This window comes from Pseudomonas sp. BP01, from assembly GCF_022760795.1.
GTDB lineage: Bacteria > Pseudomonadota > Gammaproteobacteria > Pseudomonadales > Pseudomonadaceae > Aquipseudomonas > Aquipseudomonas putida_Q.
This window is the reverse complement of record NZ_JAFBKA010000001.1, coordinates 1-17,424: the sequence shown is the minus strand read 5'-3', so window position 1 is coordinate 17,424 and position 17,424 is coordinate 1. Positions and strand designations below refer to the sequence as shown.

5 protein-coding genes are annotated in these 17,424 nt (G+C 66.6%); 1 reads left to right on the top strand and 4 read right to left on the bottom strand.

What is annotated here, in order from left to right:
• Positions 1-115: 115 nt before the first annotated feature.
• Entirely contained in the window at positions 116-646 is a 531-nt protein-coding gene (locus JOY50_RS00025) for an RNA polymerase factor sigma-70 (protein ID WP_016498655.1), read from the bottom strand.
• A 303-nt stretch (positions 647-949) separates the two neighbouring features.
• Between JOY50_RS00025 and JOY50_RS00020 the strand changes: the two genes are divergently transcribed.
• The gene (locus JOY50_RS00020) at positions 950-13,903 is read left to right on the top strand and encodes a non-ribosomal peptide synthetase (RefSeq protein ID WP_243054616.1); all 12,954 of its coding nucleotides are present in this window, start codon (positions 950-952) and stop codon (positions 13,901-13,903) included.
• A gap of 72 nt (positions 13,904-13,975) precedes the next feature.
• On the opposite strand, the gene dsbG is transcribed toward JOY50_RS00020, so the two are convergent.
• The 3 genes from dsbG to dsbD are packed head-to-tail and all read right to left on the bottom strand — an operon-like array spanning position 13,976 to position 17,287.
• Positions 13,976-14,734 (bottom strand): thiol:disulfide interchange protein DsbG, encoded by a 759-nt coding sequence (gene dsbG, locus JOY50_RS00015; protein WP_132845271.1) that lies wholly within the window; start codon positions 14,732-14,734, stop codon positions 13,976-13,978.
• Position 14,735: 1 nt separating this feature from the next.
• Positions 14,736-15,572: a TlpA disulfide reductase family protein gene (locus JOY50_RS00010; protein ID WP_132845268.1), complete on the bottom strand. Its 837-nt coding sequence runs from the start codon at positions 15,570-15,572 to the stop codon at positions 14,736-14,738.
• Positions 15,572-17,287 (bottom strand): protein-disulfide reductase DsbD, encoded by a 1,716-nt coding sequence (dsbD, locus tag JOY50_RS00005; protein WP_132845266.1) that lies wholly within the window; start codon positions 17,285-17,287, stop codon positions 15,572-15,574. Before dsbD ends, JOY50_RS00010 begins: the two co-directional genes overlap by 1 nt.
• Positions 17,288-17,424: the final 137 nt, after the last annotated feature.

The window sequence follows — 17,424 nt, the reverse complement described above, 5'->3', positions numbered from 1 at the left end:
AGCCGGCTCCCATAAGGGATAGCGCAGGCCTGAGGTTGATGCGGTCGAGGTGGGAGCTGGCTTGCCGGCGATGGGCTGCGCAGCACCTCTATAGGATAGGCGCGAACCTGAAGCCTCAGGCCTGCCGATTGGCCGTCTTGCGGCAGTGCACCAGCGCATCGCGGATCATGAAGTTGACCAGTGTCGGCGACACGCCCAGCTCCTTGGCAATGTCCTTCTGCGGTACGCCATGCAGGCGGTACATCTCGAACGCATAGCGGGTACGCTGCGGCAGTTCGTTCAGCGCCTCGGCAATGTCGTCCAGCGCGGCAAGGTTGATGTGGGTCGCTTCGGGCGAGGCATTCTGGAGGACCACGTTCAGGCCTTCCTCCTCGCTGCCGGAGTACTTCAGCTCCATCGCCTGCTTGCGGTAGTGGTCAATCGCCAGGTTGCGCACAATCTGGAACAGGTAGCTGAGCTGCGCCTTGAACGACGAGGTGATCTGCGGGGCGGCGTTGAGCCGGAAAAAGGCATCCTGCACCACATCTTCGGCGCGCGAACGGCAGCCGGTGATGCGGGCAGCGATCTTGACCAGGATGCTGCGATTGTCGACGAAGGCCTGCAGTAATGGTGAATCGCACTTACTTGTGGATAGTTGTTCCGCCATGGAAATCACCTTGTCACAGAGGGGAAAGGAGGCCCCCAAGGCTGGGAAGCTTCCTACGACGTGCGACAAGCTATTCAGAATGATAATGATTGTCAAATACGAAACGTAATTAGTATCTGTATCTTTCAGTTCTAAGCCCGGAGTGTGAAACGCTTCACCTCCTGTCCCATCCGCACCCGCGCAATCCTTGTAATTTCTTCCTCCGCCCATCCGTTCCCCTGTGTACATCCCGGCCGCCAATCGCTGCCCGCCCACGTTCGCGGAGCAGCCGGCACGCCCTAACAGACACTGGCAGGAACACCCATGACGGACGCCTTCGAACTCCCGCTCTCGCTGGTCCAGGCACTGGCGCAACGCGCCGCGCAGACCCCGGACAAGATCGCCTTGCGCTTTCTGGCCGACGCCCCCGGCGAGCAGGCCGTGCTCAGCTACCGGGACCTCGACCAGCGCGCACGCACCATCGCCGCCGCCTTGCAGGCCCGTGCCGGCTTCGGCGACCGTGCGGTGCTGTTGTTCCCCAGTGGTCCGGACTACGTGGCGGCGTTCTTTGGCTGCCTGTATGCGGGCGTGATCGCAGTGCCGGCCTACCCGCCGGAGTCTGCGCGCCAGCACCATCAGGAGCGTTTGCTGTCGATCATCGACGATGCCGAGCCGCGCCTGCTGTTGACGGTCGCGGCCTTGCGCAGCAGCCTGCAAGGCCTGGAAGCGCTGGCGGCGGACAATGGCCCTGAACTGCTGGCGGTGGACGGCCTGGACCCGGCGCTGGCCGCGGACTGGCGCGAGCCCGCGCTGCAAGGTGATGACATCGCCTTCCTGCAGTACACCTCTGGCTCCACCGCGCTGCCCAAGGGCGTGCAGGTCAGCCATGGCAACCTGGTGGCCAACGAGCAGTTGATCCGCCAGGGCTTCGGCATCGACCTCAACCCCGACGACGTGATCGTCAGCTGGTTGCCGCTGTACCACGACATGGGCCTGATTGGCGGCCTGTTGCAGCCCATCTTCAGCGGCGTGCCGTGCGTGCTGATGTCGCCGGGTTACTTCCTGGCCCGGCCGCAGCGCTGGTTGCAGGCTATCAGCGAGTATGGCGGCACCATCAGCGGTGGCCCCGACTTTGCCTACCGCCTGTGCAGCGAGCGGGTTAGCGAGGCCTCGTTGGCCGGGCTCGACCTGAGCCGCTGGCGCGTGGCTTATTCCGGCTCCGAGCCGATCCGCCAGGACAGCCTGGCGACGTTCGCCGACAAGTTCCTGGCCAGCGGCTTCGACCGGCAGAGCTTCTTCGCCAGCTACGGCCTGGCCGAAGCCACCCTGTTCGTCAGCGGCAGCCGCCGCGGCCAGGGCATCGCAGCGCTGGAACTGGACGCCGAAGCCTTCGCCGCCAACCGTGCCGAGCCGGGCAAAGGCAGCGTGCTGATGAGCTGCGGCTACCCGCAGCCCGGTCACGCGGTACGTGTCGTCGAGCCGCAGCACTTGCAGGTGCTGGGCGACAACCAGGTCGGCGAAATCTGGGCCGTTGGCCCGAGCATCGCCTTGGGTTACTGGCGCAACCCCGAAGCCAGTGCCCGCACCTTCGTTGAAATGGACGGCCAGACCTGGCTGCGTACCGGCGACCTTGGCTTCATGCGCGAGGGTGAGGTGTTCGTCACCGGGCGCCTGAAAGACATGCTGATCGTACGGGGCCAGAACCTGTACCCGCAGGACCTGGAAAAAACCCTCGAACGCGAGGTCGAGGTGCTGCGCAAAGGCCGGGTGGCAGTGTTTGCCGTCGAGCAGCAGGGCGAGGAGGGCATCGGCGTGGCGGTGGAGATCAGCCGCAACGTGCAAAAGGCAATCAAGCCCCAGGACCTGATCAAAACCCTGCGCCAAGTGATCGCCGAGGCCTGCCGCCAGGCCCCGGCTGTGGTCCTGTTGCTGAACCCGGGCGCGCTGCCCAAGACCTCCAGTGGCAAGCTGCAGCGCTCGGCCTGCCGCCTGCGCGTGGACGATGGCAGCCTGGACTGCTACGCCCGCTTCCCTGATGTGAGCGAAGCCGCTGCAAGTGCGGCTGCTGGCGATGAACTGCAAACACGCATCGCCGCCGTGTGGCGGGACATCCTCAAGCTAGAGGCGGTTGCAGCAGATGACCACTTCCTGCTGCTGGGCGGCAACTCCATCGCCGCCACCCAGGCCACCGCACGCCTGGCCGATGAACTGGGCATCAACCTGAGCCTGCGCACCCTGTTCGAAGTGCCAGTGCTGGCTGATTACAGTAACGCCGTGGCCTCGATCATCGCTGAAGGCGCTGCCCGCACCGCCACCATCGCAACGCTGGAGCGCGCCCAGGCCTTGCCCCAGTCGCTGGCGCAAAACCGCTTGTGGCTGCTGTGGCAGTTGGCGCCACAATCGGCGGCCTACAACATCCCGGCCGGCCTGCAGCTGCGCGGCGAGCTGGGCGAAAGCGCCCTGGAAGCCGCCTTCCAGGCGCTGGTGGCGCGCCACGAATCCCTGCGCACCGTATTCAGCGAAGAAAACGGCCAGGCCCTGCAACGCATCTTGCCGCAACAGCCGTTCAGCCTGCACCGCCTGAACCTCGAAGGCCAAACCCCCGAGCAGGTCAGGGCCGAGCGTGAAGCCGAGGCCCGTCAGCCGTTCGACCTGACCCAGGGCCCGTTGCTGCGGGTGACCCTGGCACGCCTGGACGACGAAGACCATCAGCTATGGGTGACCCTGCACCACATCGTCGCTGACGGCTGGTCGCTGAACATCCTGCTGGATGAATTCGCCACGCTTTACGCGGCCCGCTGCCAGGGGCTGGAGGCCAGCCTGGCGCCGCTGACCCTGGGTTACGCCGACTACGGCACCTGGCAGCGACAATGGCTGGCCGCCGGTGAAGCCGAGCGCCAACTGCAGTACTGGAAGGCACAGTTGGGCGATGAACTGCCGGTGCTCGACCTGTGCACCGACCACCCCCGCGCCAGCCAGCGCGAGTACAGCGCTGCGCGGTTCAACCTTAAAGTGCCTGCCAAGCTTGCCGAAGCACTCAAGGGCCTGGCCCGCGAACAGCAGGCCAGCCTGTTCATGGTCCTGCTGGCCGGCTGGCAGGCGCTGCTGCACCGCTACAGCGGCCAGGCTGACATCCGTGTCGGTGTGCCCAACGCCAACCGCCCGCGCCTGGAAGCCCAAGGCGTGGTCGGCTTCTTCATCAATACCCAGGTATTGCGCGCACAGCTTGATGGCCGCCTGCCATTCACGCAGCTGCTGGCCCAGGTGCGCCAGGCCACCCTTGCGGCGCAGGCTAACCAGGACCTGCCGTTCGAACAGCTGGTCGAAGCCCTGCCTGACGCCCGTGAGCAAGGCTTGTTCCAGGTCATGTTCAACCACCAGCAACGCGACTTGTCGGCCCTGCGCCGCCTGCCGGGGCTGTTGGCCGAGGAGCTGCCGTGGCACAGCCGCGAAGCCAAGTTCGACCTGCAGTTGCACAGTGAAGAAGACCATCAGGGCCGCCTGAGCCTGGCCTTCGACTATGCCGCAGAGCTGTTCGAAGCCAGCACCGTCAAACGGCTGGCCCATCACCTGCTGGCACTGCTGGAACAGGTGTGCGCCGCGCCGCAGCGGCCACTGGGCGAAGTGCAATTGCTCGACGAGCCCGGCCGCGCGCAACTGCTGGGCTGGGGCCGCGCACCGGCTGCCGCGCCGCCATGCCTGCTGGTCGAACAGCTCAATGAACAGGCCCGCCGGACCCCGCAACGCACCGCGCTGGCCTGGGACGGCGGCAGCCTCGACTACGCCGAACTGCACCAGCAGGCCAACCGCCTGGCCCATTACCTGCGCGACAAAGGCGTCGGCCCCGACACCTGCGTAGCAATTGCCATCGAGCGTTCGCCACAGTTGCTGGTGGGCCTGCTGGCCATCCTCAAGGCCGGCGGCGCCTACGTGCCCCTGGACGTCGACTACCCGGCCGAACGCCTGGCCTACATGCTGGCCGACTGCAACGCCGGCCTGTTGCTGAGCCACAGCAGCCTGCTGGGCAAGCTGCCACAGGTCGACGGCGTCAGCGCCATTGCCCTCGACCAGTTGCACCTGGACAGCTGGCCTAGCCATGCCCCCGGCCTGCACCTGCACGGCGACAACCTGGCGTACGTGATCTACACGTCCGGCTCCACCGGCCAGCCCAAGGGCGTGGGCAATACCCATGCGGCGTTGGCCGAGCGCCTGCAATGGATGCAGGCGACCTATGGGCTGAATGACAGCGACGTGCTGATGCAGAAGGCGCCGATCAGCTTCGATGTGTCGGTGTGGGAATGCTTCTGGCCGCTGGTAACCGGCTGCAAGCTGGTACTCGCCGGCCCCGGCGAGCACCGCGACCCGCAGCGCATCGCCGCGCTGGTGCAGGCCTATGGCGTGACCACGCTGCACTTCGTGCCGCCACTGTTGCAGGTGTTTGTTCAGGAGCCGCAGGCGGGCGCCTGCAGCAGCCTGCGCCGGGTGTTCTCCGGTGGCGAAGCATTGCCTGCGGCGTTGCGTGACCGGGTGCTGCAAGTGCTGCCGCAGGTGCAGTTGCACAACCGCTATGGCCCGACCGAAACCGCCATCAACGTCACCCACTGGCACTGCCAGGCGGCGGACGGCGAGCGCTCGCCCATCGGCCGCCCGTTGGGCAATGTGCTGTGCCGTGTGCTGGACGATGAGCTTGAACTGGCCGCCCCCGGCGTGCCGGGTGAGCTGTACCTCGGTGGCGCGGGCCTGGCCCGTGGCTATCTGGGCCGCCCAGGCCTCACTGCCGAGCGTTTCGTACCCCAGGCCGACGGCCATGGCGAGCGCCTGTACCGCAGCGGCGACCGCGCCCGCTGGCAGGTGCAGCTGCAGGCCCTGGAATACCTCGGTCGCCTCGACCAGCAGGTAAAGGTGCGGGGTTTTCGCGTCGAGCCAGAAGAAGTGCAGGCCTGCCTGCTGGCACAGCCGGGTGTTGAACAGGCACTGGTACTGATCCACAAGGACGCCGTTGGCGCGCAACTGGTGGGTTATTACAGTGGCAGTGCACAGCCAGCCGAAGTACTGGCCGTGGTGGCTGAGCAACTGCCCGCGTACATGGTGCCGGCCCAGCTCATCCCATTGGCACAGCTGCCACTGGGCCCCAGCGGCAAGGTCGACCGCAAGGCGCTGCCGGCCCCAATGTGGCAGCAACGCGAACATATCGAGCCACAAACCGAGTTGCAGCAGCAGGTCGCCGCTATCTGGCGCGAGGTGCTGAACCTGCCGCGCGTCGGCCTGCAGGACGACTTCTTCGCCCTGGGCGGCCACTCGCTGCTGGCCACCCAGATCGTCTCGCGCAGCCGCCAGGCCTGCGATGTCGAGCTGCCGCTCAAGGCGCTGTTCGAAGCCAGCGAACTGGGCGCCTTCTGTGCCGAGATCGCACGCATCCGCGCCGCCGGCCAGCGCAACCTGCAAGGCGCAATCGCCCGCGTTGACCGCCGTCAGGCGGTGCCGCTGTCGTATTCGCAGCAGCGTATGTGGTTCCTCTGGCAAATGGAGCCGGACAGCCCGGCGTACAACGTCGGCGGCATGGCACGCCTGCGCGGCACCCTGCATGTGGACGCTTTCGAGCGTGCGCTGCAGGCGCTGATCGTGCGCCACGAAACCCTGCGTACCACCTTCCCCAGCATCGCCGGCGTGCCGTATCAGTGCGTGGCCGAAGACAGCGGCCTGCACCTTGATTGGCAAGACTTCAGCGCCTTGCCGATCGACGCCCGCCAGCAACGCCTGCAACAACTGGCGGACGACCAGGCGCACCAGCCGTTCGACCTGGAGCGCGGCCCGCTGCTGCGCGCCTGCCTGGTCAAGGCTGACGAGCGCGAGCACTTCTTCGTGCTGACCCTGCACCACATCGTGACCGAAGGCTGGGCCATGGACATCTTCGCCCGCGAACTGGGCGAGCTGTACGAAGCCTTTGTCGATGACCGCGAGTCGCCGCTGGCGCCGCTGCCGGTGCAGTACCTGGACTACAGCGTGTGGCAACGGCAATGGCTGGAAAGCGGCGAGGGCGCTCGTCAACTGGCCTACTGGAAGGACCGCCTGGGCGACGAGCACCCGGTGCTGGCGTTGCCTGCCGACCGCCCGCGCCCGGCAGTACAGAGCCACCGCGGCGAGCTGTACCGCTTTGAACTCGACCCGGCGCTGGTGGCCCGCGTGCATGCTTTCAACAGCCAGCGCGGCCTGACCCTGTTCATGACCATGACCGCCACGCTGGCTGCCTTGCTACACCGCTACAGCGGCCAGCGTGACCTGCGCATTGGCGCGCCGGTGGCCAACCGCATCCGCCCGGAAAGCGAAGGCCTGATCGGCGCCTTCCTCAATACCCAGGTGCTGCGCTGCGAGCTGGACGGCCAGATGACCGCCAACGCGTTGCTGGAGCAGATGCGCCAGGCCGCCATCGAAGGCCAGTCGCACCAGGACCTGCCGTTCGATCAGTTGGTCGAAGCTTTGCAGCCGCCGCGCAGCAGCGCTTACAACCCGCTGTTCCAGGTGATGTGCAACGTGCAGCGCTGGGCCTTCCAGCAAAGCCGCACTTTGGCCGGCATGCAGGTGGATTACCTGGTCAACGACGCCAGCGCCACCAAGTTCGACCTGTACCTGGAGGTCACCGACCTCGACGGCCGCCTGGGTTGCTGCCTGACCTACAGCCGCGACCTGTTCGACGAGCCACGCATTGCGCGTATGGCCGAGCACTGGCAGCAGCTGCTGGTCGGCCTGCTCGACAACCCGCAACAGCGCCTGTGCGAGCTGCCGATGCTGAGCAGCCCCGAGCAGCAGGTGCTGGCGGGCCAGTTGCAGGGCGAGCAGCACTTCGACCTCGACCAGACCCTGCACGGGCTGTTCGCGGCCCAGGCGGTGCGCACGCCTCAGGCTGGCGCGCTGACCTTCGCTGGCCAGCACATGACCTACGCCGAACTCGATCAGCGGGCCAACCGCCTTGCCCGCGCCCTGCGCGAGCGTGGCGTCGGCCCGCAGGTGCGCGTGGGCCTGGCACTGGAGCGCTCGCTGGAAATGGTCGTCGGCCTGCTGGCCATCCTCAAGGCCGGCGGCGCCTACGTGCCGCTCGACCCCGAGTACCCGCTCGACCGCTTGCGCTACATGATCGAAGACAGCCGTATCGGCCTGCTGCTCAGCCAGCGTGAGCTGTTGCAAACCCTGGGCGAGCTGCCTGAGGGCGTGGCCCGCTGGAGCCTGGAGGACGATGCCGCCAGCCTGTCGGCCTACAGCGATGCGCCGCTGGACAACCTCAACCTGCCGCAGCATCAGGCGTACCTGATCTACACCTCCGGCTCCACCGGCAAGCCCAAGGGCGTGGTGGTCAGCCATGGTGAGTTCGCCATGCACTGCCAGGCGGTCATCGCCGCGTTCGGCATGCGCAGCGATGACTGCGAGCTGCATTTCTATTCGATCAACTTCGATGCTGCCAGCGAGCGCCTGTGGGTGCCGTTGCTGTGCGGTGCCCGCGTGGTGCTGCGTGCCCAGGGGCAGTGGGGCGCCGAGGACATCTGCCAGCTGGTGCGCGAGCAGCAGGTGAGCATTTTGGGCTTTACCCCCAGCTACGGCAGCCAGTTGGCGCAGTACCTGGGCGGGCAGGGCGAGCAACTGCCGGTGCGCCTGGTGATTACCGGGGGTGAAGCGTTGACCGGCGAGCACCTGCAGCGTATTCGTCAGGCCTTTGCGCCGCAGCAGTTCTTCAACGCCTACGGCCCGACCGAAACCGTGGTCATGCCGCTGGCCTGCCTGGCGCCAGAGGTGTTGCCTGCGGACCTTGGCAGTGTGCCGATCGGCCGCGTCATCGGTAGCCGCTCGGCCTACATCCTCGACGAAGACCTGGCCCTGTTACCGCAAGGTGGCATTGGTGAGCTGTATGTCGGCGGCGCCGGCCTGGCTCAGGGTTATCACGACCGGCCGGGCCTGAGCGCCGAGCGCTTCGTCGCTGACCCGTTCAGCACCGAGGGGGGCCGCTTGTATCGCACGGGCGACCTGGTGCGCCTGGGCACTGACGGCCTGGTCGAGTACGTCGGCCGTGCCGACCAGCAGGTGAAAATTCGCGGTTTCCGCATCGAACTGGGCGAGATCGAGAGCCGCTTGCAGGCCCATGCCGATGTCGACGAGGCCGTGGTGCTGGCCTTGGATCTACCGGGCGGCAAGCAACTGGTGGGCTACCTGGTGTGCAAGCAGGCCATGGCTGGCAGCGAGGCGCAAAGCCAGCTGCGTGAAGCAGTGAAGGCCGATGCCCGCCAGCACCTGCCGGATTACATGGTGCCGGCGCACCTGGTGTTGCTCGACAGCCTGCCGCTGATGGGGAACGGCAAGCTCGACCGCCGTGCGCTGCCGCTGCCGGACCTGGAACAGGCGCGTCAACAGTACCAGGCGCCTGGCAACGAGGTGGAAGCGCAACTGGTGCAGATCTGGCGCGATGTGCTCAACGTTGCCCGGGTTGGTGTACAGGACAACTTCTTCGAACTGGGCGGCGACTCGATCCTGTCGATCCAGGTAGTCAGCCGGGCCCGTCAGGCCGGCTTGCAATTCACCCCGCGCGACCTGTTCCAGCACCAGACCATCCAGACCCTGGCGGCCGTGGTTCAGTACAGCGAAGCCGCGAGCAGCATCGAGCAGGGCTTGCGCCAAGGCCAGACCGGCCTGACGCCGATCCAGCACTGGTTCTTCGACAGTGAAGTGCCACAGCCGCAGCACTGGAACCAGGCGGTGCTGCTGGAAGCTCGCCAACCATTGGATGAAGCCGCGCTTGGACAGGCGTTGGCTGCGCTGGTGCAGCACCACGACAGCCTGCGCCTGCGCTTCAGCGAGGCCGATGGCCGCTGGCAGGCCGAATACGCCCAGCCGGACGCCAGGCAATTGCTGTGGACCGCCACCGTGGCCGATTTCGCCGATTGCCAGGCGCTGTACACCGACCTGCAGCGCAGCCTCGACCTGCAACAGGGCCCGCTGCTGCGCGCCTTGCTGGTGCGTGACGGGCAGGGCAGTCAACGTTTGTTGCTGGCGATCCATCACCTGGTGGTCGATGGCGTGTCCTGGCGGGTGCTGCTGGAAGACCTGCAGGCGCTTTACCGTGGCCAGCCGCTGCCGGCCAAGACCCATGCCATGGGCGACTGGGCTGCGCGACTGGCCAGCTACGCCGGCAGCGATTCGCTGCGCGACGAACTGAGCTGGTGGCAAGGCCAGCTGGGCGGCGTGCGCCGCGAACTGCCGTGCGATCACCCGCAGGGCGGCAACCTGCACCGCCACGCCCACACCTTGGCCATCGGCCTGGACGTGGAGCAGACCCGGCAATTGTTGCAACAGGCCCCGGCGGCCTACCACACCCAGGTCAACGACTTGCTGCTGACTGCACTGGCGCGGGCGCTGTGCCGCTGGAGTGGCGATGAGCAAGTGCTTGTTCAGCTTGAAGGCCACGGCCGTGACGGGCTGTTCGAAGACATGGACCTGACCCGCAGCGTCGGTTGGTTCACCAACGCCTATCCGCTGAGCCTGCGCCCGCTACCGGGCGAGGACGACGCGGCGCGGGCCGGTTCCATCAAACGCATCAAGGAACAACTGCGCGAGGTGCCGCACAAGGGCCAGGGCTACGGCGTACTGCGCTACCTGGCCGACACGGCCGGGCGCGAGCAGATGGCGGCCTTGCCGCAGGCGCGTATCACCTTCAACTACCTGGGCCAGTTCGACCAGCAATTTGACAGTGCGGCGCTGTTCCAGCCACTGGAGGCACCGGCCGGCCTGGCGCATGACCTCGACGCACCGCTGCCAAACTGGCTGAGCGTCGATGGCCAGGTGTACGGCGGCGCCTTGCAACTGCGCTGGACCTTCAGCGCCGAGCGCTATGACCCGCAGACCATCGCCCGCCTGGCCGAGGCCTATCGCCAGGAGTTGCTGGCGCTGGTCGCGCATTGCCTGGCCGATGGCAACGGCAGCTTCACCCCGTCGGACTTCCCGCTGGCGCACCTGACCCAGGAGCAGATCGACGCATTGCCGATACCGGCTGCGCAGATCGAGGACGTCTACCCGCTGACGCCAATGCAGGAGGGCATGCTGCTGCACAGCCTGCTGGAGCCGGGCACCGGCCTCTACTACATGCAAGACCGCTACCGCATCAACAGCGCCCTGGACCCTGAGCGTTTCGCCCAGGCCTGGCAGGCTGTGGTGGCGCGCCACGAAGCGTTGCGCGCATCGTTCAGCTGGAACAGCGGCGAGGCGATGCTGCAGATCATCCACAAGCCGGGCAACCTGACGGTGGACTACCAGGACTGGCGAGGTCTTGCTGACGAGGCTCAGGAGCAGCGCCTGCAAGCCCTGCACAAGCAGGAGCGCGAGGCCGGGTTTGCCCTACTCAGCGAAGCACCGTTCCACTTGCGCCTGGTGCGCGTGGCTGACGAGCGCTACTGGTTCATGATGAGCAACCACCACATCCTTATCGATGCCTGGTGCCGCTCGCTGCTGATGAACGACTTCTTCGAGGTCTACCAGGCAATCGGCGAAGGCCGTCAGGCCCAGTTGCCGGTGCCGCCGCGTTACCGCGATTACATCGGCTGGTTGCAGCGCCAGGGCCTGGACGACGCACGCGCCTGGTGGCAGGCCAGCCTGGCCGGCTTCGAGCGCGCCACGGCCATCCCCAGCGACCGCCCGCTGCGCCATGACCACGCCGGTAGCGGCATGGTTGTCGGCGATTGCTACACCCGTCTGGAGGTAAGTGACGGCGCGCGCCTGCGCGAACTGGCCCAGGCCCACCAGCTTACCGTCAACACCTTCGCCCAGGCGGCCTGGGCCCTGGTGCTGGCACGCTACAGCGGCGACCGCGACGTAGCCTTTGGCGTGACCGTGGCCGGGCGCCCGGTAAGCATGCCGCAGATGCAGCGCACCGTCGGCCTGTTCATCAACAGCGTTGCCCTGCGTGTGCAGTTGCCCGACGCCGGCGAGTGTTGCAGTGTGCGCCAGTGGTTGCAGGGCCTGCTGCAAAGCAACATGGAACTGCGCGAGTACGAGTACCTGCCGCTGGTGGCGATCCAGGCGTGCAGCGAGCTGCCCAAGGGCCAGCCGCTGTTCGACAGCCTGTTCGTGTTCGAGAACGCGCCGGTGGAAACGGCCGTGCTCGACCATGCCCAGCACCTGAACGCCAGCTCCGACTCGGGCCGTACCCACACCAACTTCCCCTTGACGGCGGTGTGCTACCCGGGTGATGACCTGGGCCTGCACCTGTCGTTCGACCAGCGTTACTTTGATTACCCGACCGTCGAGCGCCTGCTGGCCGAGTTCAAGCGCCTGCTGCTGGCGATGGTGCAGGGCTTCGATGGGGAGGTGAGCGCGCTGCCTCTGATGGGGGCAGACGAACAGCGTTTCCTGCTGGAAGACTGCAACCGCACCGAGCGGGCTTATCCGCTGGAGCAGAGCTACATCGCGCAGTTCGAAGCGCAGGTGGCTGCGCACCCTGAACGTACTGTGGCCCGCTGCCTGGAGGCCTCCTACGACTACGCCGGGCTGAACCTGGCGGCCAACCGCCTGGGCCACGCCTTGATCTCGGCCGGCGTAAAGGTGGACCAGCCGGTGGCGCTGCTGGCCGAGCGTGGGCTGCCGCTGCTGGGCATGATCGTCGGCAGCTTCAAGGCGGGCGCCGGCTACCTGCCGCTGGACCCGGGGCTGCCGGCTGCGCGCCTGCAAAGCATCATCCAGCTCAGCCGTACCCCGGTGCTGGTGTGCAGCGCGGCCTGTGCCGAGCAAGGCCGGCAGTTGCTGGGTGAGCTGGACGTTGCGGTACGGCCACAGCTGCTGGTGTGGGAAGACACCCAGGCCAGCCAGGTTTCCAGCCACAACCCAGGCATCCACAGTGGCCCGGACAACCTTGCCTACGTGATCTACACCTCAGGCTCGACCGGCCTGCCAAAAGGGGTGATGGTCGAGCAGCGCGGCATGCTCAACAACCAGTTGAGCAAGGTGCCGTATCTGGCGTTGAGCAATCAGGACGTCATTGCCCAGACGGCTTCGCAGAGCTTCGACATTTCGGTGTGGCAGTTCCTGGCCGCGCCGCTGTTCGGCGCCAAGGTGGAGATCGTGCCGAATGCCATCGCCCATGATCCGCAGGGCCTGCTGGCGCATGTGCAAGCCACGGGCATTACCGTGCTGGAAAGCGTGCCGTCGCTGATCCAGGGCATGTTGGCCAGCGACCACCAGGCCCTCGACGGCCTGCGCTGGATGCTGCCGACCGGCGAGGCCATGCCACCGGAGCTGGCCGCGCAGTGGTTGCAGCGTTACCCGCAGATCGGCCTGGTCAATGCTTACGGGCCGGCAGAGTGCTCGGATGACGTGGCGTTCTTCCGTGTCGATGCCGCGTCGACCCAAGGCAGCTACCTGCCGATCGGCACGCCGACCGACAACAACCGCCTGTATCTGTTTGGCGAAGAGCAGGCACTGGTGCCGCTGGGCGCGGTGGGCGAGCTGTGCGTGGCGGGTACCGGCGTGGGCCGTGGCTATGTCGGCGACCCGGTGCGCACTGCCCTGGCGTTCATCCCCCATCCCCATGGTGCCGCGGGCGAGCGCCTGTACCGCACGGGCGACCTGGCGCGGCAGCGCCCGGACGGTGTGCTGGAGTACGTCGGGCGCATCGACCACCAGGTGAAGATTCGCGGCTACCGCATCGAGCTTGGCGAGATCGAAGCCCGCCTGCACGAGCAGGCCGAGATTCGTGACGCTGCCGTGGGCGTGCAGGAAGGCGTCAACGGCAAGCATCTGGTCGGTTACCTGGTGGCACACCAGGGTATCGCCGCCGATGGCGCATTGCTGGAGCAGATCAAGCAACGCCTGCGTGCCGAGTTGCCGGAGTACATGGTGCCGCTGCACTGGGGCTGGTTCGACAGCCTGCCGCACAACGCCAACGGCAAGCTCGACCGCAAGGCCCTGCCGGTCATCGACATCGGCGGCCAGCACAGTCAGGCCTATCAGGCGCCGCGCAATGAGCTGGAGGAGGTGCTGGCGGGTATCTGGGCCGATGTGCTCAAAGCCGAGCGGGTGGGGGTGCACGACAACTTCTTCGAGCTGGGCGGGCATTCGCTGCTGGCCACGCAGATCGCTTCGCGGGTGCAGAAGCAATTGCAGTTGAACGTGCCGCTGCGGGCGATGTTCGAGTGCAGCACGGTGGAGGAGCTGGCCGAGTATGTGCAAGGGCTGCAGGGCAGTGCGCTGGATGACGACAAGGTCGACCGGCTCAGTGACCTGATGGCCGAGCTCGAAGGGCTTTGAAGTGATTGGCTAGCCTGCACCGGCCTCTTCGCGGGCACGCCCGCGAAGAGGCCAGTGCAGGCAGCCAATGTTTCAGCGCTTGCCGAGAATCTTGCCCAGCATTTCCGGCCGCGGTGCCCCTTGCTGGCTCTGCAGGTTACCCTGCTCATCCTGATAGAAAATCGCCGGGGTCGCCTGCAAGCCCATCTCTTCCATCAACGCCATGTTGGCCGCCAGCTTCTGCTGCACCGCCTCTGGCACCTTTTCCAAAGCTTTCAGCGTGCTGGCCTTACCGGCTTTTTCATGTTGTTGCAGGGCCTTGGCCGGGTCTTTCGCTGCCAGCAGCGCCGCCGATTTACCCGGGCTGTCCTCGCGGATGATGCCCACCATGATATGGCGCAACTGCACTTTGCCCGACTCCACCCACGGCCGCGCCTGTTCCCAGAACATGTTGCAGTACGGGCAGTTCGGGTCGCTGAACAGGTACACTTTGCGTGGCGCATCGGCCTTGCCGTCGGCGATCCAGGCGGTTTTCTCCAGCTTCGCCCAGATGGCCTTGCTCATCGGCCCATACACCAGCTTTTCCAGCGGCTCGGCGCTAAGGTCCTTGCCTTGTTCGTCGAACAGGCTGCCGACCAGCACGTGCTTGCCGTCAGGGGTGAGGTACAGGGCCAGGGCGTTGTTCTGGTACTCGGCGGCATAACCGCGCAGGCCGTTGGGCGCATCGAAGCTGCCCTTGATCACGGCGCCCTTGGCTTGCAGCTGCTGAACTGCCTTGGGCAGTTCTTCGGCCTGCAGGGCAGGGGAGGCCAGCAGGGCCAGGGACAGGGGCAGCAGTGCAGTCAATCGCATGTCAGTTTCCTTGTGCGGCAGAGGCGGGCGCAATGGCCCGGTCGAAAGGCTCCAGGGCGTGGCGCAGGCTGGCCCGGGACAGCTCGCCCAGGTGGCTGCCGACCAGCCGCCCGCTGGCGTCATAGAACAGGGTGGTAGGCAGGGCCATGGAACCGACGCGCTGGGCCAGCAGGCCGGTGCCGTCGAACAGCACGTGGGTCAGGCTCAGGCCGGTAGTGGCGAGGAAGGTGCTGACGTTTTCCGGGGTCTCGCCCTGGTTGACGAACAGGAAGGTCACGTGCGGGTAGTCGCTTTGCGCCTGCTGCAGCACCGGCATCTCGCGCCGGCAGGGCGGGCACCAGGTGGCCCAGATGTTGATTACCAATGGCTTGCCGCGGTAGCTGTGCAGCGCAACCGATTGGCCGCCAGCGTTGCGCAGGCTCAGTTCAGGCAGCTCGGTGCCTTTGCTGTACAAGTGTCCGCCGAAGCTGGCCAGGCCCCAGAACAGCGCGCCGCTGAACAATGCCCAGCCCAGCGGCCGGCGCAGGCCCGGTTGACGCCAGCCCTGCCACACCGCACCAAGGACGATGCCGGCAAGGCCTGACCAGAGCAGGAAGCCACCGTCGCGGATGTCGATCATTTGCAACGGCTCATCGCGGTACATCGGCCAGTAGGCGAGCACGAAGCCGGCACGGGCGCACAGAATGCCGATCAGGAACAGGTTGAACAGTGCCGATTCCGGGCTTTCGCCGCCACGCCGGGCGACCCACCAGCCGACCACGCTGGCGATTACCAGCGCGGTCAGCATCAACAGGTGGTTCAGCGCCATCGTCAGTGGCCCGAGGGTTACGGTCAACATCAGCCTTGGCTCCTGGTCTGGGCCCAGTGTTGCTGGAACGCGGCGGCATCCACTTCACCGGTAATGCGCCGCGCGCGGCGTTCGTCGCCTTCCGGACCGATCCAGATGATGCTGGGCGGGCCGGGTACCTGGTAGCGCTGCAGCAGGGCTTTGCTGGCCGGCGTGTCGGCGGTGACGTCCAGGCGCAGCAGGTGCACGCCGGCCAGGCCGGCCTGTACGTCGCCACGGGCGAACACCTGTTTTTCCATGACCTTGCACGACACGCACCAGTCGGCATAGTAGTCGAGCATCACCCACTGGCCACGGGCCTTGGCCGCATCCAGTTCACGTTGCAGGTCTTCGGGGCGGCTGACCGTGACGAAGCTGTCTTCGGCATGCTGGCCAGCAACCGGTGCGGCGCCACCCCCGGTGAACGGGCGCAGCGGCTGCCAAAGGTCATCGCCACCTGCTGCGGCGCCTACCAGCAACAGGCCGCCCCACAGGGCGCCCAGCAGCGGTACGGCGCGCAACGCTGGCAGGCGCTGCAGGGCCGGCCAGGTGGCCCAGGCCAGGGAGATCAGCCAGGCGCCACTCAGTGCCAGCAGCAGTGTGGCCGGCAACAGGCTGCGCACGGTGTACAGCGCCATGGCCAGGAACACGAAGCCGAACACGCCCTTGACCCGGTCCATCCAGGCGCCTGGGCGCGGCAAGTAACGGTTGCCCAGGGTCACCAGCAACAGCAGCGGCACGCCCATGCCCAGGCCCAGGCTGAACAGCACCAGTGCCCCTTGCAGCACGTCGCCGCTCTGGGCGATGTACAGCAGCGCGCCGGCCAATGGCGCGGTCATGCACGGGCCCAGCAGCAGGCCGGACAACGCCCCGAGCAGCGCCGCGCCATACAGGTTGCCGCCACGGGTGCCTTGCCCGGCGCGGTCAAGGCGGTCGCGCAGGGCGGCGGGCAGTTGCAGTTCGAAGGCGCCAAACATAGGCAGGGCCAACAGCACGAACAGCCCCGCCAGGCTGCCCAGCAGCCAGGGTTGCTGCAGCCAGGCCTGCAGGCTGGCACCCAGCAGTGCGGCGACCACGCCCAGGGCGGCGTATACCAGTGCCATGCTCAGCACATACACCCCGGCCAGCAGCCAGCCGCGTCGGGCGCTGGCGCCATTGCCCAGCACCAGCCCGGCAAGGATCGGCAGCATCGGGAGCGAGCAGGGGGTAAAGGCCAGCAGCAGCCCAAGGCCGAAGAACGCCAACAGGCTCCAGGCCAGGTGGCCCTGTTGCAGGCCACTGGCCAAGGCCTGGTCGCTGGCTTGCTCGGCGGCGGGTGCCACACTGCCGCCCAGGTCGATCAGCGTGGTCTGCGGGGGGTAGCACAGGCCGGCGTCGGCGCAGCCTTGCCAGCCCAGGCGCAACTGGCCCTGGGCATCGGCCGGCAGCAGCAGTTCGAGTTGGTCGCGGTACACCGCGCTGTCACCGAAGAATTCGTCATGGTGGTTGAGCGCCGGCGGCAATTGCGGGTACTGCCCGGCAGGCAGGCCGTCGAACTTAAGGCGCTTCTGGTACAGGTAGTAGCCCTGCTTGATCTGGAAGTACAGGCGCATCTGGCCGTCAGCCTGGCGGTCGTGGGTAAGCACAAAGGCCTGGTCGACCGGCAGGAAATCCGGTTTTACATCGAACGGGTTGGCCTGCAACGGGCCGGCCAGAAGCAGTGTCAGGAAGAGCAGGAGGACGCGCATGTCTTCGCCTTGGCAGATCTAGGAATGGGGCCATGCTGGCTGGGGTTGATTAAATGAAGGTTAACTCTGGTTTTTGGGCAGATGCTTGTCGGGGGATTTTTAGCGCCTGGCAAACACCTGCCAGCCCACCCCACCCC

Coding starts and splice junctions, on each gene's coding strand:
- JOY50_RS00025 (WP_016498655.1), bottom strand. CDS start 646: ATGGCGGAACAACTATCCACAAGTAAGTGCGATTCACCATTACTGCAG.
- JOY50_RS00020 (WP_243054616.1), top strand. CDS start 950: ATGACGGACGCCTTCGAACTCCCGCTCTCGCTGGTCCAGGCACTGGCG.
- dsbG (WP_132845271.1), bottom strand. CDS start 14,734: ATGCGATTGACTGCACTGCTGCCCCTGTCCCTGGCCCTGCTGGCCTCC.
- JOY50_RS00010 (WP_132845268.1), bottom strand. CDS start 15,572: ATGTTGACCGTAACCCTCGGGCCACTGACGATGGCGCTGAACCACCTG.
- dsbD (WP_132845266.1), bottom strand. CDS start 17,287: ATGCGCGTCCTCCTGCTCTTCCTGACACTGCTTCTGGCCGGCCCGTTG.